Below are 26,826 nucleotides of genomic sequence, written 5' to 3' on the forward strand. Positions count from 1 at the left end.
TTCCAAACCCAAAACCCATGACCCTCCCAAAGACCCACCTTATGAACATCAGAACCTCGCTCTTGATCAGCGCGAGCATGCTCGCACTGGCCACACCGTCCACCGCCGCTCAGATGACTTGGGGAGCGCCGGCTACCATTGCCGGTGAATCGGACGTGTCCACCACAGGCACCCTGGTATCCGCCTATAGCTTTTTCAACGGCGCAAGCACGGTCAATGGAGTTGCCTTCGCCAATGGGAGCGGCACGAATCTGGGGACCTACTTCCAAATATCCGCCGCCGGAGCGACATATAACGGTTTTGGTGCGGGCGCGGCAGGCACGGCCTACGCGAATCTCACCGCTGGCTACAAGACCCTGCTGGCGAATGGCCGGTACAACGTCAAGAACTCGACGGTGTCCCTCAAGAGTCTGACCCCGGGTCACCAGTATGCGGTGCAAGTGTGGAGCAACGATTCCCGCGCCGCTACAGGAAGCCCGCCGAGTGGTGCCTATGTCACGTTGAATGCGGCCAATAGCGTCAATCTGCCGATCAACGGGACCGGCTTGGCGGGCGGAGTCGGCACCCATTCGATCGGTCTCTTCGTGGCCGACAATGCGACCCAGACGTTCACGGCGGGCAGCAGTTGGGGGGATTGCTACCTCAATGCCATCCAACTCCGCGATCTTGGATTGGCCACTTTCTCCACTGCCGGATATTGGAATGGAACCGGTGGTGCGACATGGGATGCGGCCACCACGGCGAGTTGGTCGCTCAATGACTCCACGGCACCTTTGAGCAGTGGCAACTTCGCCGCGGCCATGTCCGCGAGTACCGGCGTCGCGACCTTCAGCGACCTTTACTACGACAACGGCGCTACCGTGCCCGTTACCCAAAACCTGGTTACCATCGCCGCCGGTGGTGTTTCCTGCACCACTGCGAATTTCCCGAGTTCGGCGATCGCCTATATTCTCAACGGCGCGGACGCAACGGGCCTCACCGGGGGCACGGCACTCAGCAAGTCTGGCAGCTCCATGCTGACATTGGCAGGTGCCAATACCCACACCGGCGCGACCACGATCGAAAGCGGTTCGATCCGGTTGGGCAACGCCTCCTCACTGGGGAGCAGTCCGGTGACGGTGAGCCTTGCCAACGGATTGTCGTTTGCTGCCGGTATCGGAACCTTCACTCTGGGGAATCTTGCCGGCTCCGGCGGCCTGGCCTTGACCGACACCGCAGCGGCCGCGGTGACCATGAAAGTCGGCAATGGCAGCAACACCAGCTACGGTGGCAATCTGAGCGGTGCTGGCGCGGGCCTGACCAAGCAAGGTGGCGGCACCCTGACGATGACAGGGGGATGCTCCCTGACCGGACAGGTGGCTGTCAATGAAGGCACGCTCAGCACGCAAGGACCCGCCGCCGATGGCGTATTCCCCAATGCCGCCAGCGTGACGATCAACAACGGCGGCACCTTGGCGTCCGGCTCGAACGGACTATTCGGTTACAACAACCACCCGGTGCCGGTGACGGTGAACGCCGGCGGCCTGCTCACCGTGAATGGCGGTGCCAATGGTGGCCCTAACATGTTCGGCTCCTTGACCCTCGCGGGTGGCACAGTGGCGGAGGACAATTCGGTTCATGGCACTTACGGCTCCTACAACTTCGGCGGCGCGAGCATCATCGCCACGGGTGCGACGACCTCCGCCTTGAGCGCCCGCGATTTCCAGTTCCGCAACTCGGCCACCACGGTGCAAGTTGATGCTGGCTCCACCCTCAACGTCACCGGCTATTTCACCGGGCTGGCTCACGCCGCCGGAAAGGCCCTGAACAAGACCGGGGCGGGCAAGCTGATCCTCGCTTCCTCGACCGCCAGCAGTCACGGTGCCACCAATGTCAATGAAGGCACCCTCGAACTCACGGGGGCTCACGGCACCGGCAAGATCACCGTTGCTACCGGCGCGACCCTGGCAGGCACCGGCACGGCTGGCGGCGTGGTGGAGGTTCAGGCAAACGGCGTGCTCACGACGGCCGACAATGTCATCGAGGATCTCACGCTTAATAGCTCCGCCACCCTGGCCGGCACCACTGCATTGGAGATCACCAAAGACGGCGGAATTCCCGTTGCCGACCTGGTATTCATCCTGAGCGGCGTCACCTACGGCGGGACCTTGAGCGTCACCAACATCACCTCCGATTCCACCGGACTGACGGTCGGCGACAGCTTCAAGCTGTTTGATGCACTCTCGTATTCCGGTGGATTCACCACCTTCAATCTGCCCGCACTGCCTGCGGGTCTGAGTTGGGACAGGTCGACCCTTACCTCCAACGGCACGATCAGTGTGATCAACAATGTCTCGTCGCCGGTATTCACTCCGCCGGGTGGTGGCTACGCGGGAGCCCAGAGCGTGACCATCAGCTCGGATAGTGGTTCCACCATCTACTACACGGTGGATGGCAGCACCCCGGGACCGTCGTCGCCAAATGGTCCCAGTCCGGTCAGTGGCATCACGGTCCCGACCAACTCGTCGATGACCGTGAAAGCCTACGCCGTGAAAGCCGGCCAAGGGAACAGCACGATCGCCACTGCCCTGTATACGACCGTTACCACCCCGACTTGGACGGAAGTGTTCGGGGGCAATTGGTCCGATGGAGAGACCGCCAACTGGCTCAGTGGCGTGGTCGGCAACGGTGCCGGCGTGACCGCCGACTTCAGCACCCTCACGCTCGATGGCGATAGCCTGGTGTCCTTGAGCGATGCCCGGTCCATCGGCCACCTTCGCTTTGGTGATGTGGGAAATGCTTACCAGTGGACGCTCGGAGGCAGCGAACTGGCGTTGGCTGGCACGTCGCCGTCGATCACGGTGAACAATCAACGAACCATCATTTCCGCGCCACTGGCTGGCAACGCCGGCATGCGAAAGGAAGGCGGCGGCATCCTGCGGCTTGCGGCGAATGAAGACTACACCGGCAACACCGTGGTCAACGGCGGCACGCTGGAACTCGCCGGAGGGGCCGCGGCTTACACCAATTCCACTCTTCAAGGCACCCTCACGGTCAACGGCGGGGCGACCTGCTCGCTGGCCTCCTCCACGGCGCTCGGTTGGGGCGGAGGGGTCACGGACATTTACCTGAATGGCGGCGAGTTGACCGGCACGGGAGCCATGGCGCTCGGCGTGTCCTATCATCTCACCGGCGGTTCGATCAATGCCACCGGCTTGATCCGTCTGGGTGTGCTCACCGGATTCCCGGATGTGACTTTGACCTCATCGTCCAGTGCCACCACTTCGGTGATCAATGCGGAGGGCCTGTCCCTGACCGGAATCTTCGGCCAGACCTCGCTGCCGGTCACCGTCGCGCAGGGCACGACTTCCACCGGCATCGATCTTCAGATCAATGCGCCGATCAGTGGCGGCTATTCGCTGGTCAAGGGCGGAGCAGGCAATCTCCTGCTTGCAGGAACCAATACTTACAGCGGTGCCACCACCGTCAATGAAGGCACGCTGACGATCAACGGCTCGGTCTCATCCGCCACCACCATCAATGGCACTGCCACGCTAGCAGGCACCGGCACGGCCACTGGAGGCGCTACCATCGGAGCCACCGCCTTTGTCGCGCCCGGCGGCAGCACGACCGGCGAGTTGCATGGCGGGGCCACCACCATCGACGGCACTTACCAGTGCCAGCTCGGCGGCGTTGCCTACGACCGGCTCACGATTACCGGCAACCTGACGTTCGCTGCCACCTCGACCATCGCGGTGTCGGGCGAAGCTACCGAAGATGCCTACGTGATCGCCAGCTACACCGGCACGCTCAGCGGCACCCCGCAGGTGACGGGCATTCCCGAGGGATACGCCTTGGATCTCAACACGCCGAATCAAGTCCGGATCGTCCAGGCCACCGGTTATAGCGACTGGGCTTCCCAATGGGCCGACGGACAGGGAATGAATCTCGACTTCGACGGCGATGGCGTGGCAAACGGCATCGAATACTTCATGGGCGAAACCGGAGTATCCTTCACCGCCGGTCCCTCCATGGCAGGGAAGACGGTTTCCTGGTCCAAGGGTGCATCCTACGTGGGCACCTATGGCGTGGACTACTGGATCGAAACATCCTCCACGCTGAGTTTGGCGGGTTGGAGCGTGGTTCTTTCAGGCGATCCAAACCTCACCAACGGCAGCCCCCTCCAGTTCACGCTGCCGGCCGGCCAGCCCAGGATCTTCACCCGGTTGGTGGTGACCGGTCCGTGAATGGAGTCCATCCGTGATCTGCAAGCCGCCGCCCGGACTCCATGCCGGGCGGCGAAATTCGTTGGTGGGGTAGAGTAGCAATTCCGGAATCATCACACTAGCATCGCCACTGTGATCGGACGCCTCTTCCTCACCGCGTGGCTGACGCTGCTATTCGCCGCGGCGTTGTTTGGCGCAGAGGAGCCGCGGGCTTGGCCGCCGCGAGACGCGATCCAGACCTGGCGAGTCGGCTCCGGTCTGCCTCATCAGCGGGTGCAGGCGGTCTGCCAAACGGAGGATGGCTTCCTGTGGATCGGCACCGCGCAAGGACTGGCTCGTTTCGACGGTGTGGACTTCGAACTCGCCCCGCTTCCTGACAACCCCTCGGTCGTTCGCCTCTCCGCGGGCAAGGGCAACCGGCTGTGGGTGGGCACCGGCGACGGCACCCTGTGGCGCGGCGAAGGCATGCGCTTCGAAAAGGTATTCCAAGATGGGTTTCCGGGAGGCTTCGAGATCCTTGCGGAGGATCGCGATGGACGCTTGTGGATTTCGTCCATTGGCCACTTCCGCGTGTATCTCTGGGAAAAAGGAGAACTGCGCGACATGACCGCGCACTGGGATCAAACGGGAGCCGGACACGTCGCGCAGATGCGAGTGGATGAGCAAGGCCGTCCGATCGCCAATGGAGGAGGAATGATCTGGACCGTCCAAGGCGAAACCTTGGAACCGGTACCCGGCTACAAAGGCGACTCGATTTATCATGCTCCCGGTCGTGACCACAGCTACTGGGTGAGCGATGGCTCCGGCGTGCGCCGCCTTTCCGAGGGAAGGCTTTCGCCACCGGTCGGTCCTGGGAATTGGGGCGGGCGGCACCTCACGTTCGGAATCGAAGATCATGACGGCAATCTTTGGGTGGCTACCGGCGGATACGGCATCCTGTGCTATCGCGACCAAGTCACCCACCGCCGGCTCGACACGCGCGATGGCCTGTGTGGTGATTTCGCGAGCTGCCTCTACGTCGACCGTCAGGGCAACTTGTGGGTGGGTTCGGATGGCGGCGGACTCAGCCGCGTTACCCCTGCCTTGTTTGGTGTCGCCGGGCGGGTCGAGGGTCTCAGCTCGGACCGCGTCACGGCCATCGAGCGCGGTCCCGACGGTTCGCTGTGGATCGGAACCCACGCCGATGGTTTGAACCGCTTCGATGGCAGCGCGTTCTCGCGGGTGCCGGGCTTTCCCGAGACCACGGGGGTGCTGTCGCTGGCCGCGGAAGGAAAGGACCTGTGGATCGGCCACTCGGGCGGGCTGGCCCTTTGGAGCGAAGGGCAGCGAGAGGGCGTCGTCGGCTGGCCTCGCAGCGGTTGGGCCGTCGAAGCCCTGCATCGCGACCGCCAAGGAGGACTGTGGGTCGGCCAACGCAGTGCAGGCTCGGTGATCTGCATGCGAGGAAGGATTCCTGGCGAGGTCCGCCTGCGCGCGGATGCCCAAACGGAGTTCGATGTCCGCGACTTTGCTGAAGACGAAACCGGGGCGGTGTGGATCGGCACCGACGGAGCGGGATTGTTTCGCCACTCTGAAGGGAAGGTCGATGCTGTAGGAAGTTTCCGGCAGGTGACCGCTCTGGAAGTGGGAGGCACGGGTGAGCTATGGGTCGCCGCGGATGGCGGACTGGCGCGGATCTGGCAGAGGGAAGGGACATGGCAAGTCGAGCCGGGGTGGCACGCGGGAGTGCTCCGCACCCTTTGCGCGGACACACGAGGAGGCTTGTGGGCCACCGATGACCAAGGCCTGTGTCGCTTGGACGTGGGAACCTCGCCCGCACGGATCACCCGGTTTGGCCAAGCGGACGGTGTGCCGGGGTTGCAAGGCGCCGGCAGCGGACATCCCCAATCGGTGCGCGACGATGCGGGGCGCTTGTGGTTTGCGACCACGGCCGGCGTCGCGACGGTCGAGCCGTCCGGCTTCGCGATGGAAAGCAAGGTTCCGCCGGTTCTGTTAGAAGATTTGCGGGTAAACGGTTTGCCGCGATGGCAGCGGGGCCAGGCAGGGATGCCGGTCTTTCAGAGCAGCGACCGCGGCTTTGAGTTCCGTTTCACGGCGATCGATCTGCGCCATCCGGAGATGCTCGACTTTGCCGCTCGCATCGATGGGGTCGATGCGGGGTGGACCGATCTCGGGAGGACCGATGCCGTTTTTCATTCGGCGCTGCCGACGGGAGAGCACCGGTTCCGGTTGAAGGTGCGCGATCGCAGCGGGGCTTGGAGCGACGAGCATTCCTTGGCATTCCGGATCCTTCCTCCGCTCTGGCAACGAGGTTGGTTCATCGCGGTGGTGACGACCTTCGGGTTGATCATTGCCGCGGGTGTTGCGTGGTTGGTCGCTCGCTGGCGGTTGCAACGACAACTCACGGCGCTACGCGTCGAGCGAGCACTTGAAGCCGAGCGAGCCCGGATCGCCCGTGACCTCCATGATCATCTCGGATCCGGTTTGACGGAGATTGCCTTTCTCGGCGACTCGCTGCGGATGGAACGCGGCGATGGCGGAGAAGCCGCCGAGGTCTCAGTCCGCGCGCGCGAGCTGACCCGCACCATGGATGAAACGGTGTGGGCGCTGAATCCCGAGAATGACACGTTCGAAGGACTGATCTCCTACCTCGGTCACGCGATGCCGGTCTGGCTGAAGTCGAGCGGCATCCGCTGCCGGTTGGATTTCCCGGATGAGTCACTCCGCTTTGGCCTCAACGCCCGCGTTCGCCGTGAACTCTATCTCGCGTGCAAGGAGGCCGCCCATAACGCGGTGAAGCACTCGGGAGCTGAAGCCATCATCCTGCGCGTTGAAAAGATCGAACGCGACCTCGTCATCACTCTCAGCGACGACGGCCGCGGCTTTGACCCGGCTTCCGTGACAGCCGGCAACGGGCTCGCCAACTTGAAACGCCGGTTGTCTGAACTCGGCGGCACCGCCACCATCACGAGCAAGCCAGCCGCAGGAACGACAGTCCGCTTCGTCCTGCCGCTCGCGGATTCGCCATGAAGATCACCGTTTCCATTGTCGATGACGACGATCGCCTGCGCCTCAGGCTGCAGCGTCTGCTCGGTCGCAGCGAGGACTGCGAATGCATCAGCGACCACGCCACAGGGCAGGATGCGGTCGAGCGGCTGCCAGGCTTGCGACCGCAAGTCGTGCTCATGGATATCAATCTGCCCGGTCTCGACGGCATCGGCTGCGTGCAGAGGCTCAAGCCGCAGATGCCAGGCACCGAGTTCATCATGCTGACGGTGTATGAGGATTCGGAGCGTATCTTCCAAGCGCTGGCCGCAGGTGCGAGCGGCTACCTGCTCAAGCAGGCGGAGTTCGGCGAGATCCACGATGCCATCCTGCAAGTGCAGCAGGGCGGTGCCCCGATGTCGTCCCACATCGCCCGCAAAGTGGTCACCGCCTTCCGTCCCAAATCGGCTTCCGCGCCGGGCAATTTCCAGGATCTCACCGCGCGCGAGAGCGAGATCCTCGACCTGCTGTCGAAAGGCCTGCTCTACAAGGAAATCGCCGAGCAGCTCAAGGTCAGCTACAACACGGTGAACAACCACGTCCGCCACATCTACGAAAAACTGCACGTCAACACCCGCACCGAAGCCGTCGCCATCTACTTCGAGTCCCGTAGCCTGCCGGAGCGCCCCGGATGAATGGTTGTTGCCTCCCCGGGGGAAGGCATAGAAAAATCCGCCCGTGCACGAAAGCATCGAGCGTTTGATTCAGGCGGCCCTGACAGAAGACATCGGGTCGGGGGACCTGACGTCGCAGTATTTCGTCCCTGGAGACCGCCGTGCGACGGGCTTCATCGTGGCCCGCGAGTCCGGGGTGCTCTCCGGAGGCGAGGTGGCACTGGAAGTCTTCCGTCGGGTGGACCCGTCGATCGATGCCACGTTGCTGGTCGAAGACGGCAGCCGGATCTCCGAGGGGGCTTTCCTGATCAAGATCGAGGGCCCGGCGCGCTCGGTGCTCACCGCCGAACGGACGGCGCTCAATTTCCTCCAACGCATGAGCGGCGTCGCCAGTGCGACGTGGCAGTTCGTGGAGGCAGTAAAGAGCACCAACACCGGCATCCTGGACACCCGCAAGACCATCCCCGGTTGGCGGCACTTGGACAAGCTGGCGGTGACCCATGGTGGTGGCGTGAACCATCGCATGGGGCTCTACGACCGGGTGATGGTGAAGGACAATCACCTCGTCGCCGAAGGTCGCTTGGAGGAACTTCAGGAAGCGATCACCAAGCTCAAGGACGAGCATCCGGATGTGGAGGTCGAGCTTGAGGCAGACAACCTGGAGCAGGTCGAAGCATTCCTCGGGCTTGAAGGTGTCGATCACCTGCTGCTCGACAACATGAGTCTTGCCGATATGCGGCAAGCCGTCGAATTGCGCGGTGACAAGGCGGCGCCGTTGTTGGAAGCAAGCGGCGGCGTGAATCTCGACACCGTCGCCGGCATCGCCGCGACCGGAGTGGACTTCATTTCCGTGGGGGCCATCACGCATTCGGTGAAGGCACTCGATCTGGCATTGGACTTCGTGAAGCGCGAATGAGTCCGATGTGGCAAGAGGCCGAGCTGCCAGCTGGTTTCCGCTTGGACTTCCGGGAGTCGACCGGCTCGACCAACGACGATGTCCGCGAAGCGGCACGAACCGGTGCTTCCGCAGGCTTGGTAGTCGTCGCCGAACGACAACAAGCGGGCAGGGGACGTCGCGGAGCCGCGTGGATTTGCCCGCCGGGCGAAGGCCTCGCCTTTTCCGTTCTACTACGCCCGTCGGAGCCCAAGTCGCTCTGGCCGCGGCTATCTCTCGCCGCCGGACTCGCCGTCGCGGAAGGACTCGACCGTCACGGTGTCGCCGCCGAGGTGAAGTGGCCAAACGACGTCTGGATCGGCGGGAAAAAGATCGCCGGGATCCTGGTCGAAGCCGGCGAAGATTTCGTGACCGTGGGCATCGGCATCAATGTCGGCGTGACGAATTTCCCCGAAATGCTGGCAGCCAGCGCCACCTCGCTCGCCCTCGAGTGTGGCGACGCCCCGGAACTGCCGCTGGTGCTCGCCTCCGTGTTGGAACGCCTGCCGGTATGGGAGGCCAAGATCGGTGCGGACTTCGATGAACTGCTACGTCGCTTTCGCGAGCGCTGCGCGCTGACTGGCAAGCAAATCCGCCTGACCTGCGCCGACGGAGTTCTCGCAGGAGAAGCCGCCGGAATCGGCGACGGCGGTGAGTTGCTGATCCGCACTCCCGAGGGCATCCGCCGGATTGTTCAAGCGGAGGAAATCCGGCTGGCGGAAGGCTGAGGCGTTCAGGCTTCCGATTCCTCGAGTTCCTCCTCTCCCTCCACAACATGAGGCGCGGTGTGGAGGCGCCGTTCGATCTCGATCTCGCCTAACATGTGCGCCTGGCGCAGGATGAACTGGTTCATCTTCATCAGCTCCAGCACCGCCAGGAAGGTCACGATGACCTCCGCCTTGGTGGTCGCGGTTTCGAAGAGGGAATCGAAGCGCGCGGCTTGTCCCGGCACGAAGCGGAACAACAGCATCTCGATCTTGTCGGCCACCGTGTAGCGGTCATCGACGATGTCGCCGAGGTCGTGCGACTCTTCGAAGCGCTTGAGCACGTTCTGGAAGGCCCGGATGAGGTCGAAGATCGACACCTCGGCGAGGCTGACCGGTTCCTCCGGAAGATCCGGTTTTTCCGACTGGTAGGCGAACGACCCTTCCTGCTCGACCTCCTTCAGGCTGAGGAATCCGGCGGCGTCCTTGAACTTCTTGTACTCGATGAGCTGGCGGATCAACTCCCAGCGCGGGTCGTCTTCCTCGGCGTCTTCCTCCGGCGGTTGGTCCTGGCGCGGCAGCAGCGTGCGGCTCTTCAGATACATCAGGTTCGCCGCCATCAAGATGAATTCGGCGGCGAGATCGATGTTCAGGAGTCGGAACGTGTTGATGTAGTCGAGGTACTGGCTGGTGATGCGGGCGATCGAGATGTTGTGGATGTCCACCTCATCCTTCTTGATGAGGTAGAGAAGCAGATCGAGGGGACCCTCGAAAATGTCCAGTTTTACCTTGTAGTCGGTGCCTTCCACGGCCGGACAGGTAGGGGATCGCCCCCCGGCGGGCGAGGGGAAATTTGCGCTCGCAAGCGTAAGGCTGCACCGGTGTAATCCCGCCGCTCCCCGCGGGGCTTATCATGGAGGCGGATCAAACGCAGTCATTCAATCAGAAGCTGAGCCAGTGGATCGCCAGTCAAGGCTTCTGGTTCCAGCTCCGGCACTCGATGTCGGGCGGCGGCGGCTGGGCAATGACGCTCAGTCACCTGACGCGTCTGGGCTTCAAGGTGCTGATCGCCCTGCTGGTCGCGGCGGCCGTATTCGGGATCTACCTGATCAAGCGGGTGGATTCGGGGTCCTTCATCCAATCGCTCGACGGTGGATTGGCCACGGGGCTTTCCGCCAGTGAGGCGAAAATCCTGGAACTTCGCCGGGTACAGGGCGACGCCCAGATCCGCCGGGTGGGCGTGGAAGGTGGCGAGAAGAGCTTTTTCCGCAGCTTGGACGCCGGGAACATCCGGTTCAAGATGCCCCTGATGGCGGGCCTCAGCGGCACCTGGAAGGCCGGCACCTTGCAGGCAAAGTGGCTGGAGATGGAGGTGAAGGCGGGCACCGATTCGACGGAGCAGGCAAAACTGCTGGGGGACGCGCTTTTCCGCGACTGGGCAGGCTTCGACTTCTCCTCGGTGGAAGTGGATGAAGCGTCGCTCCGCTGGGGATTCTCGCAGCGAGCGGCCGGCCGCATCGAAAAGAGCCGCATGATCGCGACCCGCTCGCCGGAAGGCTGGCGATTGGTCCTCACCGGCGGCAGATTTTCCCAGAACTGGCTCAGGGATCTCGCGATCGAGAGCATGATCGTCGAGATCGGCCGCGGGGGACTTAACGTCAAGGAGGGCAAGTTCAAGTGCGGCAAGGGCACCGTGGTCTTCAACAACGTGGCGGTGACAGGCGGCGACAAGCCGCAGGTCTCCGGCAAGGTGGAGTTTACGAATGTGGAACTTTCGTCGTTGCTGCCGGAAGCTGCCACCTCGCTGGTGGAGGGAGTAATTTCCGGTGAACTGGCCATATCCGGATCGACCAATACGGTGGAGGGGATCCAGTTCGAAGGCGACGTGAAGTTGGCCGAGGGCTCCGTGATCAGCCTTCGCGAGCGGATCGAACTCCTGAAGTCGCTGGCCTTGGCCGACCGCTTCAACAGCTACCGCAAGGTCGACTTTACCCGCGGTAGCTTTCATCTCAAGACCGGCGGTGGTTCGCTGAAGCTGACCCGAGTGGACCTCGTTGCGGGCGATCTGATGACCATGCAGGGTCTGCTGGAGGTCCGCTACCCGACCGATCAGGAACTTTCCGGCCCCGAGGGTACGAATTCTCCGGGCCGGTTTGCCCCGGTCTTCGACGCGAAAGCTGCCACCGAGAGCACCAAGGGTGACGAGATGTCTCTTTCAAAGGCGGGCAAGGCGAACTCGTCGGATTCGAAGGACATGCAGATTTTCGACCGCCGGGCCCAGGAGCGCATCGACGAGCAACTCGAACAGGAGCAACTGATCCGCCGCGCCCAGTCCCTGCGCTGCAGCGGCGGCGTGCGGATCACGATCCCAGGTGAAGCCTTTGATCGCAATCAGCCCTTGCGCGAAGCCTTTCCGGTCGACCCCGGCACGGGCCGCATCGCCATGGATGTGCCGCTGGATGGCACACTCTTCGAGCTGACCCGCCGCCAAGCGGAGGAGATCAGCCAGCTCACCGAAAAGCGCTGACGGCCGTGAATCCCCGTCAGATCGCCGGGGTAGCGAGCCCCAGGCTGGCGTAGATCTCGCGGGTGGCCTTGCTCTTGTTGAGCGTGTAGAAATGGATGCCGTCCACGTCGTGGTCGAGCAGCTCGGCGCATTGCTGTGCCGCGTAGTGGATGCCGACTTTCTCCACTGCTGCGGGTTCGCCCTTGGCGCGATCCAGCGCCCGCAGCAGCTTCGCCGGGAAGCGGGCGCCGGCGGCCAGTTCGGCCATCCGGCTCATGCTGGAAAGCGAAGTCACCGGCATGATGCCCGCGATGATCGGAACGTGAATGCCATGGAGCCGGCAGCGGTCGCGGAAGTCGAAGAAGTCGTGGTTGTCGAAAAACAACTGCGTGCAGATGTAGTCCGCACCCTCATCGATCTTGGCCTTGAGGTGATCGAGTTCCAACAGCCGGTTGGGAGTGGTGGGGTGACCTTCGGGGAAGCCGGCGACGCCGATGCCAAAGCCCCGGGGGTCTGGATGCGCCCCGGATTCATTGAACTTGCGGATGAAGCGGACCAGGTCCGCGGCATGGCGGAAGTCGCAGTCGGACCAGTCGTAGTCCGGCCAATCGCGGGGCGGATCGCCGCGCAGGGCAAGGATGTTGCTCACCCCGGCCGCAGCATAGCGGCGAAGGATCTCCTCGATCTGCGGCTCGCTGTGACCGACGCAGGTCAGGTGGGGCACCGGTGGGACGGAGGTGGTTTGCTTGATCTTCACCACCAGCTCGTGGGTCATTTCCCGCGTGCTGCCGCCGGCCCCGTAGGTCACCGACACGAACGACGGCTGATAGGCCTCCAGTTCGACAATGGTTTTGTAGAGGTCCTCCACCCCGGCGGTGGACTTCGGTGGGAAGAACTCAAAGGAAAAGGTCGGACGGCGGTTCGCCAGGATGTCGCGGATATGCATGCGCTGAAAGACAGCCGCAGCATGGGTGCCTGCGCCCCGGCGTGGGGAGCAAAAAACCGGCGCTGTCGCAACTTCGCAGGATCCGGGGAGTTTTCCACCTCGCGGACCGTAACGGTCCCGCTATTCTCGCTCCGGCCCCATGAACTCCTCTCTCACCCCTTGGATCGCCTTGCTTTTCGTCGGCACCGCCCTCGCGCAGGAACCGCCGAAGACCGACGACACTCCGCCCCCGCCACGAGGCGAGGGTGGCAAGGATCGTCCGGGCAAGGACAAGGATCGCGGGGGACGGATGCAGGACTTCTGGAAGAAGGCCGATTCCGATGGCGACGGCTTCATTTCCGCGGCCGAATTCGCGACCATGGAGCGTCCCGGCCAGCTTCCGGAGGAGAAGCGCACCGAGATTTTCAAGCGGCTCGACAAGGATGGGGACGGACGCATCGATTTGAAGGAATTGCCGCGGCGGCCTCAGGGTGGCATGCCACCGCTGGAAGAGGTCGATGCGGACAAGGATGGCCGGATCGTCTTCACGGAGTTCAAGAACCTTGGATTCGTTGCCAAGCTTCCGGAAGAACGGCAGCAGAAGATGTTCAGTCGCATGGACCGGGACGGCGACGGGGCGCTGACCCCGAAGGATCGTCCCGAAGGTCCGCCGCACCGAGACGGCAAGCGCGATGGGAAGAAGGATGGCAAAGACGGCAAAGGGGGTCGCGAGGACGGCAAGGGCGGTCGCGGCGGCAACCCGTCGGATATCGTCCGCAAGCTCGATCAGAATGGCGATGCAGCTCTCAGCTTCGAGGAATTCCGCCAAGCCGGCTTCCTGAAGGAGAAGAGTGAGGACGAGCAGGAGGACCGCTTCGAGGAAATGGACCGCAACAAGGACCTCAAGATTGACGCTGCCGACTTCCCTCCGCCGCAGGACGGCCCGAAGCCTGAGGGGCCAAAGAAGGATGGGGCTCCTGTTGGTCCCTGACCCGGCTCTTGGGAATTGAATCCGGGGAACGCTGGTCTTCAGACCGGCAGAGAAGGACCATTCGAGCCGGTCTGGAGACCGGCGCTCCCAGGCCAACCGCCGTTCCCGCGGCGCGCCGGAAGTCAGAAGTTCACCTCGAACCACACGCCGCCAAAGAGTCGGTTGCGTTCCGGGCCGCTGCTCATCGGGATGGAAGTGCCCACAAAGGGCGTCACCGAGACATTGCGGTTGAACGCGTAGGTCCAGCCAACACGGGCATACAGGTCATGCCAGCCGCTGCTACCGTAGTAGTCCTCGGTCCACGAGGTGCCGACTTCTGTGGAAAGGAATGAGTGCTCGCCGGTCGGCTTCGACCAATTGGCCTCAAGGTGGCCATACAAACCGCCGTCGCCCGTGTCATAGGCGATGCCGGTGCCGAGGTCCCAGTCATCGGTGAGATGCCACGTGAAGGACGGCGCCAGATCGAAGCCATCCTTGAAGAAGCTGTCCTGGTAGTCGCGCCATGTGGTGCCGAAGGCGGCGGTCCACTTCTCCGTCTCGTAGCGAAGGTCGAAAAAGGCAGCGGCTTCGGAGAAGTCGCCATCCCCGGTGGCGGTGCCGTAGTAGCCGCCAACGGCGAGCAACCAGTCATTGCTCAGGGCGACCTCCGCCTCGGCCTGCACGTCGATCAGGCTCCCCGCGAGTTGGAACCCGCGATGGACGTAGTCGGTGCGGAAACCCGTGACCACTTCGATCCCGATCGGCAACTCATCCGTGGTCTCGGCGTGAGCGGGACCGAGCAGCGCGAGACCGAGGATGAGGTGTTTCATGCGGGGCGAATGGATCGCTTACGGGACGGGTTGGATATCCGACTCGGCCAGCGAGGTGTGCATGATTTCCTTCCGCAGGCTGCCGCCCTTGCGCTGGCTCCACCACAACACCACCGGCGAGGCGATGAAGATCGAGGAGTAGGTGCCGATCAGCAGGCCGATCAGGATCATGAAGGAGAAGTCTTTCAAGGCCGATCCACCGAAGACGGAGAGGATGGCCACCGTGGCGATGGTGGTCAGCGAGGTCAGCACGGTGCGGGACAGGGTCGCATTGATCGCCTCGTTCATCAGTTGCTTCACATCACCGTCACCTTGTCGCAGCGATTCGCGGATACGGTCGAAAATAACGATGGTGTCGTTGATCGAGTAACCGGCGATGGTCAGCAAGGCTCCGACGTGGATCAGGGAAAGCTCCCCGCCGAACAGGATTACCAAACCGGCCGACAGCACCACGTCGTGAAGCAGCGCGACGAAACCACCGAGCGCGAAGGAGAACTCGAAGCGGATGGTGATGTAGATCAGGATGCCCAGCAGACCAAGCAGCAGCGCGAGGCCAGATTCCATGAGGTAGTCCTTGCCCAGTGCGGCGGAGACGGCCGTCGTGCTCATCTGGACCACATTTTTTCCTTCTGCGTCCTTCTCGCCAAGCAGCGGGATGGTGGAGCGCAAATGCTCCTCAATCTTCCCTTCGTCGCCCTTCGCGCTACGCACGGTCAGCAACTCGCCGGTGATCGATTTTTCCACTTGGACGACCGGTCGCTTCTCGGTCTGAAGCTGGCCGAGTGCGGCTTCGACTTCCTGTTGGTCGAGGTGTTTCTCACCGAGCTGGAATTCGGTCAACGTGCCGCCCATGAAGTCGATGCCGAAGCTCTTCTCGCCGCGCATGGTCACCGCGCCGATGGCAGCGAGGATGAGTGCGCCCGAGACGATGTAGGAGATCTTCGTCTTCGAGAGGAAGTCGATGTTCGTCGACTTGATCAGGTTGAGGAAGCTGAGCTTCTTGAAGATGTTGAGGTCGTTGCTCCAGCGGAAGAGCACCCGGGTCACCAGGATGGCGGAGAACATCGAGGCCGCGATGCCGATCACGAGCGTGATGGCGAAGCCCTTGATGGTGCCGCTACCCATCCACAGCAGGATGGCCGCCGTGATGAAGGAGGTGAGATTCGAGTCGAAGATCGCGGTGAATGCTTTTTCGTAAGCGGTCACGATGGCGGTCTTCAGCGACTTGCCCGCGGCGATCTCCTCGCGAAGGCGCTCGTAGATCAAGACGTTTGCATCCACAGCCATGCCGATCGAAAGGATCATGCCCGCGATGCCGGGCAGCGTGAAGGTGAAGCCGAACATGGCCATGCAGCCGAAGATGATCAGCGTGTTGACGGCCAGACCGAACAAGGCCACGAGGCCGGCAGCGCGGTAGTAAATCAGCACGAAAAGGGCGGTGATGCTAAGGCCGATCGCGCCAGCCCACACGCCCTGCTGGACGACCGCGGCGCCAAGAGTCGGGGAAACGGTCCGCTCGTCGATGATTTCGAGCGGATTCTCCAGCGGGTTCTTCAGGGCATTGGAAAGGGCGCGGGCTTCTTCGAGGCTCTCTTGACCGTCGATCTGGAAGCGCTTGCCGAGCGGTACTTCCCTCAGGCCGGGGGCGGTGATGACCTCGCCATCGAGCACCACGGCGATGCGGTCTTTGCCGGGCTCGAGATCCTTGGTCAGGGCGATCATCTTGTCGCCACCGGCGTTGGTCAGCGTGATGCCCACACTGACACCGCCGCCCATTGCCTCGGGATAAGCCTGCTGCACGTCCTTGCCGGTCCAGGCGACACGGTTGCTGAGCAGGAGGTATTCGGTGTGCTTGACGCCTTCGTGCTCGGAATGATTCTCATACACCTTGTAGCCGGGCATGCGCGGCTCCTCGTTGTCCTTGATGCGTTCCGCCAGGGATTTGCCGTTGGGACCGGGTTGGGAACCTTCAGGATTGACCTTGCGGACTTCGAGGCGGGCGACCTGTTCAAGCAACTTCCGGATTTCCGCTGCTGATTCGGGCGACATGCCGGGCATCTGAACCAGGATCTTGTCAGTCCCTTGGGTGACTGGAGTCGCTTCCTTGGTGCCGTAGGCGTCGAGGCGCTTCTGAATCGTGATCTTCGCCTGTTCGACGTCGTCCTTGGTGATTGGGATCGGCTGGTTGTTGGACGCGTCGATCTTCGGCTTCACTTGCAGCGTGAAGGACGAGCCGCCGGCGAGGTCGATGCCGAGGTTGAGCGTTTCCTTCGGCGGATACAGGGCCAGCACGCAGAGCGCGGAGATGCCGAAGATGAGGAAGGTGCCGATGTTGCGCTTGCGGGCTTCGTAATCGGTCGCGAAGTACCAGAAGAACAAAACCAGCAGGGCGAGACCCGAGAGGAATAGGAGAATCGGATCCTTCAGGATCGAGACGGCGAGCAGCGCGGACGAGAGCATGACGGGAAAGGGAAGGGGTTGCGCAAGGGGCGCGAACGGATCAGGCGGTCGTGGAAGCTTCCTTCTTGATGACCGTGGCGACGGCGGACTTTTCGTATTCCTCCATGACGCCTTCCGCGACCTTCAGGACCACGGTGCGGTCCTTGACGTTGTGAACGATGGCATGCTTGCCGGAAGAGGTCACGATCTGGTCGCCCTTCTGCAGGGCGTCGATGCGCTTCTGAAGCTCCTTGCGCTGCCGCTGCTGGGGACGGATCAGCAGGAAGTAGAACATGACGACCATCAGGACCATCATGATTTCCGGCCGGGCAAAGAGGCCGCCTGAGGGTTGGCCGGCTGGTGCTTGGGCAAGCAGCGTGACAAAAGAAAGCATCATTCGGATTTCGACTGGGTGTAGCGGCGGATGAAGGACTCCTTGAATTCAAGGAATTTGCCTTCGCTGATGGCCTCCCGCGCGTTGGCGGCAAGGCGCAGGAAGAAATGCAGGTTGTGAAAGGAAAGCAACCGCAAAGCGAGGATTTCCCCGGCCCGGAAAAGGTGCCGGATGTAGGCCCGCGAGAACCTCGCGACGTGCGGGTGGGAGCTCTCGCACAGGGGCCGGGGGTCCCTTTCGAAAGCGAGATTCTTGATGTGAATGGGACCGTCGAGGGTGAAGGCCTGGCCGTGCCGGGCGACCCGGGTCGGCATCACGCAGTCGAACATGTCCACGCCACGGCCGATCATTTCCAGAATCTGCGGCGGCGTGCCCAATCCCATGGCGTAGCGCGGCTTATGCTCCGGAAGGAATGGGACGCTGTGCTCCACGGCGCGCATCATTTCCTCCTCCGGCTCTCCCACCGAGACGCCGCCGATCGCGTAGCCGTCGAAGTCCAGGTCGACCAGTTCGCGGGCGGACTTCTCCCGCAGATCGGCCCAGATCGAGCCCTGCACGATGCCAAAGTGCCGCTGGATGCCATCGCCGCTGGCCGGCCGGTTCGTTTCGACCCAGTCCTTGCAGCGTTTCGCCCAGCGGGTGGTGAGGCCCAGGGACTTCTCGGCATAGGCCCGCTCGCAGGGGTAGGGCGGGCACTCATCGAAAAGCATCGCGATGTCCGAACCCAGCGCCGCCTGGATTTCCATGCTCAGCTCCGGCGTCAGCATCATCCGCGAGCCATCGAGGTGATTCTGGAAGCGCACGCCCTCCTCGGTGATCTTGCGGAGTTTGGCCAGCGACCAGACCTGGAAGCCGCCGGAATCGGTTAGCATCGGCCTGTCCCACGTGGCGAACTTGTGCAGGCCGCCCAGTTCCTTGATCGTCTCCGGCCCGGGCCGCAGCCACAGGTGGTAGGTGTTTCCGAGGATGATCTGCGCGCCAAGCAACTCCAGTTCGTCCGGGTGCAGCGTCTTGACAGTGCCCTGCGTGCCCACCGGCATGAAGATCGGTGTCTCCACCGTGCCATGGGCCAGCTCCATGCGGCCACGCCGGGCGAGGCAGGAAGGATCGCGCGCAAGAACCTGAAACATCGGGGCGCGCGGTTTACGGGCAAATGCCCCGTCGGGCAACCTTTCCGTTCAGGCGAATCTCGTGCTCCTAACAAGGGAAGAGAAAGGGCGCGAACAAGATTCCCCCCGGAGTCCAGATTCGCGCCCTTTCAGGAATGACCGGCCTCCGCCGCGACTTCAGTCGGTTGATCTCCCCCCAGAGGTCAAATCCGTCAGTGGAATTCGCGACTCGGCACGGCCAAGACGCTGGATGCCGAAGCGGTCCAGCGCGTCCAGACCTTGCCTGAAATATCTGGGATTGAAAAGCATTTAGTGAGCCTGATTGCCAAGGAAACCATGTTCTTGGGCGGAAAAGTCGCATTTTCAACCGCTTGTGACGATTGCAAAAGGCCCGGAGAGCCCCGCATTGCCAGCGGTCGCGCTGCTTGTTAGGAACCATGCATGAAACTGATCCGCTACGGTGAGCCCGGCCGCGAGGAACCCGGAGTGATTCTTGAGGATGGCCGCCGCCTGGATGTCGGCGGTCAATTCACCGACTACGACGAGTCCTTTTTCGCCTTCGGCGGTCTGGAAGCCTTGCAAGCTTGGGTTGATGACGGTTGCCCCGATGCCGAGGAAGTCCCGCCCGAGGCCCGCCTCGGCCCGCCAATCGACCGGCCGTCGAAGATCGTCTGCGTCGGCAAGAACTACCTGGAGCACGCCAAGGAGTTCGGGGAGGGGATCCCGACCGAGCCGGTGCTTTTCATGAAGGCCACCACCTGTTGGTCCGGGCCTTTCGACGACGTGGTCACTCCGCCCGGCTCCACCAAGCTCGACTACGAAGTCGAACTCGCGGTGATCATCGGCAAGACCGCTTCCAATATCAAAGAGGAGCACGCCCTCGATCACGTGGCCGGCTATTCGGTATTCTGCGACTACTCAGAACGGGCCTGGCAGAAGGAAATGGGTGGCCAGTGGACCAAGGGGAAGAGCCACGACACCTTCGGGCCGATGGGCCCATGGCTGGTGCCGGCCTCACAGATTTCCGACCCGCAGGGCCTGCGCCTGTGGTGCAAGGTGAACACCGAACTCCGCCAGAACGGCTGGACCGGCGACATGATGTTCGGCGTCCGCCATCTGGTCAGCTACATCAGCCGCTTCATGACCTTGCTGCCCGGCGACGTGATCGCCACCGGCACCCCCGCCGGAGTCGGCATGGGAATGAAGCCGCCACGCTACCTTTCCCCCGGTGACTGCGTGGAACTTGGCATCGAAGGCATCGGGGAGATGAAACAGCGCATCGTAGCCAGCCACTGAATTTCCCCGCCGCACTCCGCGCTTGCCCCCCGCCGGACCGGCGACTACGCGGGGCGGGTCGCCCCTGCCTCTACCACCAACCATTTCGTTCTGATGCCCATTGCACGCGCTCTCCTTTCCGTCTCTGACAAGACCGGACTCGCCGACTTTGCCAAGCAGCTCCATGAGCAGGGCGTCGAACTCCTTTCCACCGGCGGCACTGCCAAGGCCCTGCGCGAGGCAGGTCTGCCGGTAATGGATGTGTCCGAATTCACCGGTGCGCCCGAGCTTTTCGAAGGCCGCGTGAAAACGCTCCACCCGAAGGTCCACGGCGGCCTGCTCCACAAGCGCGACGACAAGGAGCACCTCGCCCAAGCCAAGGAGCACAATATCCCGCCGATCGACCTCGTGGTGGTGAACCTTTATCCCTTCGAGCAGACCATTGCCAAAGAGGGTGTGACGCTGGGGGACGCGATCGAGAACATCGACATCGGTGGTCCTTCAATGCTGCGCAGCGCGGCGAAGAACTATGCCTCGGTCACCGTGGTCACCGACCCCGGCGACTATGAGAAGGTGATCGAGGAAATGAAGGAGCACGGTGGCAACACCACGCTCGGCTTCCGCGAGCAACTCGCGGTGAAGGTCTTCCTCCGCACCTCGCAGTATGACGCTGCGATCTCGAATTTCCTCGGCCAGTGCAAGCAGGGGACGCGCTGCAATTTCACCGTCAGCCTGCCGCTCGAAATGGAGCTGCGCTACGGCGACAACCCGCACCAGAAGTCTGCGCTCTACGGCGACTTCAAGAGCTGCTTCAGCCAGCTCCAAGGCAAGGAACTCAGCTACACCAACATCCTCGACATCGAGGCTGCGGCCGACCTGATCCTCGACTTCGTCCGCCCGACCATCGGCATCCTCAAGCACACCAATCCCTGCGGCGTCGGCCAGGATGACGAGGACCTGCGCATCGCGTGGCAGAAGGCTTTTGAGACCGACCGCCAGGCTCCATTCGGTGGCGTGATCGTTTGCAATCGCCCGCTCACTGAAGGCGTGGCCCGTATCATTTCCGAGATCTTCACCGACGTCATCATCGCGCCGGACTACGAGCCGGAAGCCCGCGCCGTCCTTCAGAAGAAGAAGAACCTGCGCATCATGAAGCTGAACGACGCCTACCTCTCTGCGAAAAAGGCACCGGTCATCCGTTCCTGCCCGGGCGGTCTCATGGTCATGGACCGCGACCACACCGCGCTCGGCCTCGACAACTTGGAGAGCAAAGTGGTCACCAAGCGCCCGCCAACAGAAGAGGAAATGCGCGCGATGCGCTTTGCCTGGCGCGTGGTGAAGCATGTGAAGTCGAACGCCATCGTTTACGCCAAGTCCGATCGCACGCTCGGCATCGGTGCCGGCCAGATGAGCCGTGTGGACAGCTCTCGCATCGCGGTGTGGAAGGCGAAGGAAGCCGGACTCGAGCTCAAGGGCTCGGTCATCGCCTCGGACGCCATGTTCCCCTTCGCCGATGGCCTTCAAGCCGCGATCGAAGCCGGTGCCACCGCCTGCATCCAGCCCGGCGGCTCGATGCGTGACCAGGAAGTCATCGACGCCGCGGACGCCGCGGGCCTGGCGATGATCTTCACGGGTCACCGGCATTTCCGCCATTGAGGTGGCCCGCACCCTCCGCGTGCGGGAAGATGGAGCGGGTGAGCTGACAGCGGCCCAGAAGCTCTGGCCCGGCCGTCTTGACCGGCCGGAGACATCGGGTATCCTGTGGTCTGTGCCTGAGGAATACGTCAGCTTCGAGTCCTCGCAGGAAGACAAGCGCCGCCAGCGTGCAGAAGATGCGCGCCGCTTGGCAGAGGGGCTCGTCACGCCCCGGCAGTTGCAGGATGAGAACTCGATCTTCCCGTTGGATGCGACCTACAGGATCGTGAATCTGGCGGAGTATTTGAAGCGCCACTACTCAAGATGAGTGATGGCTCGCAATTGATCAGATGTAGGACTGCCGAGGGCTCGGACTATGCCATTGCACGCTGGGATCGCGGAGCCTCTGGCCCTCAGAAGCACGTGATCGCTCCGTCGCCCACTCGATGCCCGTATCGCCAAGTGTGGCCTGCTTCGTAGCTTCATGCTCCTCGCACGATTCACGCTGCCTCATGAAGATGAACGCAGCGCAGAAAAGGCGATGCGGACGAAATTAAAAGCCGAGCGAACGCGTGCTTCTGCGGGCCAGAGGCTCCGCGATCCCAGCGGTGCAAGCCGATGAGAACCGCCTCACTCCACGAACCTCACCGGCTTCTCGTAGATCGCGAGCACGATGCAGCCGGCCTCGCTAATTGCGCTGTGTTGCGTGCCCGGCGGGTGAACCCGCAGCGTGCCGGCTTTCAGCACGCCGTTCGCATCGCGCTGGCTACCGGCGAGGATGAGCAGGTGCTCGTAGCCCTCGTGCACGTGCAGCGGGACCTTGGCCTGCTTCCGGAATCGCAGCAGCGCCGCGGTCGGGCCGGACACGCCATCTCCGTAAAGCCGGTGAATCTCCACCCCGTCGCGAAATGGCTCCCAGACGATGCTGTCGGGGTGCTGCGCGAGGTGGAAAAGGTCTTGGATTTCGAGATGCTCGAAGGGCGGGTGGTCCAGGTCGCTCACAAGTTCAAGCGAGAGCATGGATCAATGCGTCCGAATCGGCAACTGCGCCGAAGACCCCGCCTTGCATCTTGATCATCTTCAAAGCGGCGAGGTGATTGCCGTGGTCGGTCGCCGCGGTGCAATCGGAGAGCAGAAGGCACTCGAAGCCGCGGTCGTTCGCCTCGCGCATGGTGGTGTGGACGCAGACGTCGGTGGTGATGCCGGCGAGGATGATGTTCCGGATACCCGCCTGGCGCAGCACCATGTCGAGATCCGTGCCGTAGAAGGATCCTTTGCCCGGCTTGTCGATGATCACTTCGCCGGGTAGCGGTGCGAGTTCGTCGATGATGTTCCATCCCGGCTCCCCGCGCACCAGCACGCGGCCACAGGGACCGGGATCGCCGATGCCCGCGCCGATCCTTTGGCTGCGCCAGCGCTTGTTGGCGGGCAGATCAGCGAGGTCGGGCCGGTGCCCCTCGCGGGTGTGCATCACGTGGTAGCCCTTGGACCGGGTCGCGGCGAAGACCTTCTTGATCGGATCGATCGGCGCGCGCGTCAGCGAGAGATCGTAGCCCATCTGATCGACATAGCCGCCGGGTCCACAGAAATCGATCTGCATGTCGATGACGAGAAAGGCGGTGTTTTCCGGCCGGAGATCGCCGTCATACGGCCACGGGTAGGGATCGGCATCAACGTGGGGCATGGTGAGAAAGCAGGGGTTGGTTGGATGAATGCCACGGACCCCACGGAGCGGAATGCAGGCCAAGATGCGCGTGCCTTCATTTCGCCACCGGTGAGATCCGTGGAACCATTCCGTTTTAACCGAGATTCGTCCTGGAAATTGGCAGCTAGGATTTGGCGAGGACACCGCCAGCCTCGGGTTCTTCTTCTTCCTCTTCTTCCTCATGGGCGACGACCGGTGAGACAGCAGCCAGCTTCGATGCGGCGACCATGATGCAGCCGACGATCAAGTAGCTCGCAGCAACGGTCGGGCTCTGGGCGATCCCGAGTCGGTCGCCGTGCATAAACCCGAAGAAGGTCAGCCCTGCGCCGGTCATGGAGAAGAGGCCTGCCTTGAGGAAGTTCCGGTCGATGATGAACACCGCGATCGAGCCAAGGATGAGGCCGCCGAGGATGGAACCGCCGCCGAGGATTTCCAGCCCGTGGAAGAGCACGCCCTCGTTGTTCATCGCCTTGAGAAGTTCCGCTTTCTTCTCGGGGCCGAGCGTGGCGAGGATGGTCCCTGCTCCGGCGAGGGCTCCCGTCATCATGGTAACCACCCAGTGAGCCAAGTGCGGTGCCAACGAGAGCACGATGGCCGGGGCGTGGCGTTTCGGTGTTTCCTGGAAGGCTTGTGCGCCGATCAGCATGCCGATGTAGAGCAGGATGGGCAGGATCGCCACGGTGGGAATCAGCGCGAGCATCACCGAGACGATGCCGAGCCATGTTAGAATGATCACCGCGATGCCGGTGGCGGCGGAGTAGCCGATGCGTCCGCCCATGGCTTTCCAGCCGGGGTGGCCGATGTAGACGGCATTAATGAAGGGATTCCCCATCACGCAGCCGATGAGGCTGATCACGCCGTCCGCAGTGAGCACGCGGGTGGTGGGGAAGGCGTCGCCAGCGACCTCTGCGCTTTCCACGTTATCGAGCGCCTCGACCAGATCGTAGATGCCGAAGGGGATCGCGGTGACCAGCAGGATGCCGAGATATTCGAAGCCGCCGAAGACGTGCCCGAAGGCGGGCAGGGGAACGCTGAAGCCGAAGCCTTTCAGTGCCTCGGAGAGCGCTGCGGTGGTCATGCCACCGTAATTCAGACCGAAGAGATTGGAACCCCAGGCGATCAAGGTGCCTACCGCGATGGCCACCAGGCCGGCAGGAACGCCACGGTATTTCACGCCGCCGAACCAGCTCAGGAGAATGACCGCGAAGCAGGTGATGCCGATCACCGGCGTCATGAACATTTCCACCGCCGGCTTCATCGAGATGAAGGTGACCGAGACACCGGCCAGTGTGCCCAGCAGCGCGGCGCGGGGAGTGACCTTGCGGATCCACGGGCCGACGAAACCGCCGATCATCAGCACGAAGCTCTGGATGAAGACCCACGTCAGGCCGGCTTCCCAGCCCTTGATCGGATCACCGGTCTGAAGGGTGATGGGCAGCATGATCACGAAGACCACCACGAACATGTGCGGCACGCTCGTTCCCGAGGGCAGCGCACAGACGTCAGTGCGGCCGGTCTGCTTCGCCAGCTTGTAGGCGAGCCACGCATAGTAACCAGTGCTGAGGCATAGCATCAATCCGGTCGCGGGCAGGATGCGGCCGAAGACGATCTCGGCCGGCATCTTCAGGACGAAGAGCAGCAGGCCGGTGAGGGTGAGCAGGTTCACGAGGATGTTCGTGCCGAACCCGAAGAAGGCGTTCCAGTCGCCCGGAACCCAGATTTTTGGTTTGAAGCCGGTGTTCATGTCCGTTCGTTCTGTTAGGCGGGAGGGGAAGGGTGAGCGGCAGTCAGCTCAGGGCGGAGAGAATCGTTTGCGAGTCGGTGACCCAGCCGAAGATGCCCCCTTGGGCCTTGATCATCTTCAGCCCCATTTCCTGGAATTCCGGGAAGTAGGAGCCGACGCAGTCGGAGGGGACCAGGCACTCGTAGCCGCGATCGTTGGCCTCGCGGACGGTGGTATTGACGCAGACCTCGGTGGTGACGCCGGTGACGACGAGTTGGGTGATGCCGAGGTTTTGCAGGATGGCGTGGAGATCGGTGGCGAAGAAGGCGCCCTTGCCCGGCTTGTCGATGACCGGTTCGCTGGGCAGCGGGTAGAGTTCGGGAATGATGTCGTGGCCCGCTTCGCCGCGGATGAGGATGCGACCCATGGGGCCGGGATCGCCGATGGTCTTGGCGGACTTGCCGCGAATCTTCTTGGCAGGCGGCAGATCGGCGAGGTCAGGCCGGTGGCCCTCGCGGGTGTGGAGGACGGTCAGGCCGGCGGCACGCCACGCGTCCAGGAGGATCCGGTTTGGCTCGATCGTGCGGCGGAGTTGCGACACATCGTTGCCAAGCATCTCGCCGAAGCCGCCCGGTTCGAGGAAGTCACGCTGCATGTCGATGATCAGCAGCGCGCACTTCTTCGGGGAGAGTTCGAACGGGTAAGGTTCGGCGGGGATGGGGAGAGGATCGCTCATGGACGCGGGGCGGCGGGTTTCGAATCAGAAAAACGCGGTGATGCCGGTGTGGAACTGGATCAGATCGTCCTCGTCGTTGTCGCCGTTGGGCGTGAGGACGAGGTTGCCGTCTTCCAGTCCGTCGTTACTAAGGTGGTAGTACTTCACTCCGGCGTACCAGGTCCAATGGCCGTATCCCTCGGGAATGAAGGTGAGCGGCACGCTGGCCTTGATCCCGGTGGAGACGACCGCGATGCCGTCACCTCCACCCGCGCCGCTGAACTGCTGGTAGAAGTCGTCGCCCACGATGTTCATGAAGGTCGGGAACTCGACCTTCACCTTTTCGAACTTGATCGAGGGATTGATGCCCAAGGTGAAGTAGAACGACTCGTCGGAGGTCGCCTGGTTGAAGACCACGGTGGCCTTGTTCTCCAGCTCCTGCCAGTAGGCGACGTAGGGATTGAGAGCCCAGGCGCCGAGCCACTTCGAGTCATCCACGCTCAGCTTCAGCTCCAGGTGATGCGAGGTCGGATACGCATCCACCATGCTGTCGAAGGCGGTCCAGGTGGTATCCAACTTGAAGATGTCTGCGAACTTGATCGTGAAGCCGGCGATGGGGTCGAACTCATTCCAGTGTCCCGGGTCGGGGCCGGATTTCTCGGTGTGGATCGAGCTCCACATGCCTGCGGTTAGCGAGACGCTGTCCACGAAGCCCGTCTCGCTGGAGTAGAGATTGGCAAAGAACAGCAGCAGCGGCTGGAAGATGATGCCGTCGTTCTCCACGTTCAGACCGCGGGGCGTGATGTAGTGGTCGGAGACATCGAGTTGGAACAGGGCGTTGATTCTCGAAGGAGCTGCCGCCGGGGCGATGGCAGGGGTGGATTCCGCCTCGCCTGCCAGCAGCGGGGAGGCGCTGCTGGCGGCGAGGACGAGGAGGGGAAATGCGCGACAAGCGAGGGACTTCATGGCGGCATTTCCAATGGCATCGCGTGTGCCATGCGTGAGAAAGAGATTGGCGCTTTGATTTGGAAGGGATTGCGGTGAATCCTATGGAAGCGGTCTTTTAGTGTTCTGTCGCAAGTGTTCCATCCCGCGACA

At 62.7% G+C, this 26,826-nt stretch carries 21 protein-coding genes; 10 read left to right on the forward strand and 11 right to left on the reverse strand.

The annotated features are described in order from the left end of the window. The first annotated feature begins 41 nt into the window (after positions 1-41). From OKA05_RS02235 to OKA05_RS02255, 5 genes are all read left to right on the forward strand, one after another. On the forward strand, positions 42-4,226 hold the full coding sequence (locus OKA05_RS02235) for a beta strand repeat-containing protein (protein WP_264485461.1): 4,185 nt from the start codon (positions 42-44) through the stop codon (positions 4,224-4,226). Positions 4,227-4,337: 111 nt separating this feature from the next. Then, positions 4,338-7,235, forward strand: coding sequence for a sensor histidine kinase (locus tag OKA05_RS02240; protein WP_264485462.1), 2,898 nt, complete (start codon positions 4,338-4,340; stop codon positions 7,233-7,235). Beyond that, on the forward strand, positions 7,232-7,885 hold the full coding sequence (locus tag OKA05_RS02245) for a response regulator (RefSeq protein ID WP_264485463.1): 654 nt from the start codon (positions 7,232-7,234) through the stop codon (positions 7,883-7,885). Before OKA05_RS02240 ends, OKA05_RS02245 begins: the two co-directional genes overlap by 4 nt. 43 nt (positions 7,886-7,928) lie before the next feature. Continuing rightward, on the forward strand, positions 7,929-8,780 hold the full coding sequence (nadC, locus tag OKA05_RS02250; RefSeq protein WP_264485464.1) for a carboxylating nicotinate-nucleotide diphosphorylase: 852 nt from the start codon (positions 7,929-7,931) through the stop codon (positions 8,778-8,780). Then, a complete protein-coding gene (locus OKA05_RS02255; RefSeq protein ID WP_264485465.1) occupies positions 8,777-9,526 on the forward strand; it encodes a biotin--[acetyl-CoA-carboxylase] ligase in 750 nt (249 codons plus the stop codon). The genes nadC and OKA05_RS02255 overlap by 4 nt, the downstream gene beginning before the upstream one ends. Positions 9,527-9,531: 5 nt before the next feature. Here OKA05_RS02255 and OKA05_RS02260 read toward each other — a convergent pair whose 3' ends face one another. Next, the gene (locus OKA05_RS02260; protein WP_264485466.1) at positions 9,532-10,311 is read right to left on the reverse strand and encodes a segregation and condensation protein A; all 780 of its coding nucleotides are present in this window, start codon (positions 10,309-10,311) and stop codon (positions 9,532-9,534) included. Between the two features lie 104 nt (positions 10,312-10,415). Here OKA05_RS02260 and OKA05_RS02265 point away from each other — a divergent pair, with 104 nt between their 5' ends. Further along, positions 10,416-12,029 (forward strand): hypothetical protein, encoded by a 1,614-nt coding sequence (locus tag OKA05_RS02265; RefSeq protein WP_264485467.1) that lies wholly within the window; start codon positions 10,416-10,418, stop codon positions 12,027-12,029. A 16-nt stretch (positions 12,030-12,045) separates the two neighbouring features. Here OKA05_RS02265 and metF read toward each other — a convergent pair whose 3' ends face one another. Beyond that, on the reverse strand, positions 12,046-12,954 hold the full coding sequence (gene metF / locus OKA05_RS02270; RefSeq protein ID WP_264485468.1) for a methylenetetrahydrofolate reductase [NAD(P)H]: 909 nt from the start codon (positions 12,952-12,954) through the stop codon (positions 12,046-12,048). 139 nt (positions 12,955-13,093) lie between these two features. Between metF and OKA05_RS02275 the strand changes: the two genes are divergently transcribed. Further along, positions 13,094-13,924 carry an EF-hand domain-containing protein gene (locus tag OKA05_RS02275; RefSeq protein WP_264485469.1) on the forward strand — a complete coding sequence of 277 codons (831 nt, stop codon included), beginning with the start codon at positions 13,094-13,096 and terminating at the stop codon, positions 13,922-13,924. Between the two features lie 122 nt (positions 13,925-14,046). Here OKA05_RS02275 and OKA05_RS02280 read toward each other — a convergent pair whose 3' ends face one another. The 4 genes from OKA05_RS02280 to tgt are packed head-to-tail and all read right to left on the reverse strand — an operon-like array spanning position 14,047 to position 18,696. Next, positions 14,047-14,733 carry a hypothetical protein gene (locus tag OKA05_RS02280; RefSeq protein ID WP_264485470.1) on the reverse strand — a complete coding sequence of 229 codons (687 nt, stop codon included), beginning with the start codon at positions 14,731-14,733 and terminating at the stop codon, positions 14,047-14,049. A gap of 18 nt (positions 14,734-14,751) precedes the next feature. Then, positions 14,752-17,193 carry a protein translocase subunit SecD gene (gene secD, locus OKA05_RS02285; RefSeq protein WP_264485471.1) on the reverse strand — a complete coding sequence of 814 codons (2,442 nt, stop codon included), beginning with the start codon at positions 17,191-17,193 and terminating at the stop codon, positions 14,752-14,754. Between the two features lie 40 nt (positions 17,194-17,233). Then, positions 17,234-17,566, reverse strand: a complete 333-nt coding sequence (yajC, locus tag OKA05_RS02290; protein WP_264485472.1) for a preprotein translocase subunit YajC — start codon at positions 17,564-17,566, stop codon at positions 17,234-17,236. Next, on the reverse strand, positions 17,566-18,696 hold the full coding sequence (gene tgt, locus OKA05_RS02295) for a tRNA guanosine(34) transglycosylase Tgt (RefSeq protein WP_264485473.1): 1,131 nt from the start codon (positions 18,694-18,696) through the stop codon (positions 17,566-17,568). The genes yajC and tgt overlap by 1 nt, the downstream gene beginning before the upstream one ends. A 420-nt stretch (positions 18,697-19,116) precedes the next feature. Between tgt and OKA05_RS02300 the strand changes: the two genes are divergently transcribed. The 3 genes from OKA05_RS02300 to OKA05_RS02310 all read left to right on the forward strand — a co-directional run bounded on the left by OKA05_RS02300 (position 19,117) and on the right by OKA05_RS02310 (position 21,913). Next, positions 19,117-19,971: a fumarylacetoacetate hydrolase family protein gene (locus tag OKA05_RS02300; RefSeq protein ID WP_264485474.1), complete on the forward strand. Its 855-nt coding sequence runs from the start codon at positions 19,117-19,119 to the stop codon at positions 19,969-19,971. Between the two features lie 93 nt (positions 19,972-20,064). Further along, a complete protein-coding gene (purH, locus tag OKA05_RS02305; protein WP_264485475.1) occupies positions 20,065-21,606 on the forward strand; it encodes a bifunctional phosphoribosylaminoimidazolecarboxamide formyltransferase/IMP cyclohydrolase in 1,542 nt (513 codons plus the stop codon). A gap of 1 nt (position 21,607) precedes the next feature. Then, complete coding sequence (locus tag OKA05_RS02310; protein ID WP_264485476.1) at positions 21,608-21,913, forward strand: hypothetical protein; 306 nt, start codon at positions 21,608-21,610, stop codon at positions 21,911-21,913. 302 nt (positions 21,914-22,215) lie between these two features. On the opposite strand, the gene OKA05_RS02315 is transcribed toward OKA05_RS02310, so the two are convergent. The 5 genes from OKA05_RS02315 to OKA05_RS02335 form a co-directional block, all read right to left on the reverse strand. Beyond that, entirely contained in the window at positions 22,216-22,587 is a 372-nt protein-coding gene (locus OKA05_RS02315; protein ID WP_264485477.1) for a cupin domain-containing protein, read from the reverse strand. 4 nt (positions 22,588-22,591) lie between these two features. Beyond that, positions 22,592-23,269: a biuret amidohydrolase gene (biuH, locus tag OKA05_RS02320; RefSeq protein WP_264485478.1), complete on the reverse strand. Its 678-nt coding sequence runs from the start codon at positions 23,267-23,269 to the stop codon at positions 22,592-22,594. 145 nt (positions 23,270-23,414) lie between these two features. Further along, positions 23,415-25,034, reverse strand: a complete 1,620-nt coding sequence (locus OKA05_RS02325) for a regulator (protein WP_264485479.1) — start codon at positions 25,032-25,034, stop codon at positions 23,415-23,417. 43 nt (positions 25,035-25,077) lie between these two features. Then, positions 25,078-25,749, reverse strand: a complete 672-nt coding sequence (locus OKA05_RS02330; RefSeq protein ID WP_264485480.1) for a cysteine hydrolase family protein — start codon at positions 25,747-25,749, stop codon at positions 25,078-25,080. A gap of 24 nt (positions 25,750-25,773) precedes the next feature. Further along, positions 25,774-26,694 carry a hypothetical protein gene (locus OKA05_RS02335; protein ID WP_264485481.1) on the reverse strand — a complete coding sequence of 307 codons (921 nt, stop codon included), beginning with the start codon at positions 26,692-26,694 and terminating at the stop codon, positions 25,774-25,776. Between the last annotated feature and the right edge of the window lie 132 nt (positions 26,695-26,826).

This window comes from Luteolibacter arcticus (genome assembly GCF_025950235.1).
In the GTDB taxonomy this organism is placed as follows: Bacteria; Verrucomicrobiota; Verrucomicrobiia; order Verrucomicrobiales; family Akkermansiaceae; genus Haloferula; species Haloferula arctica.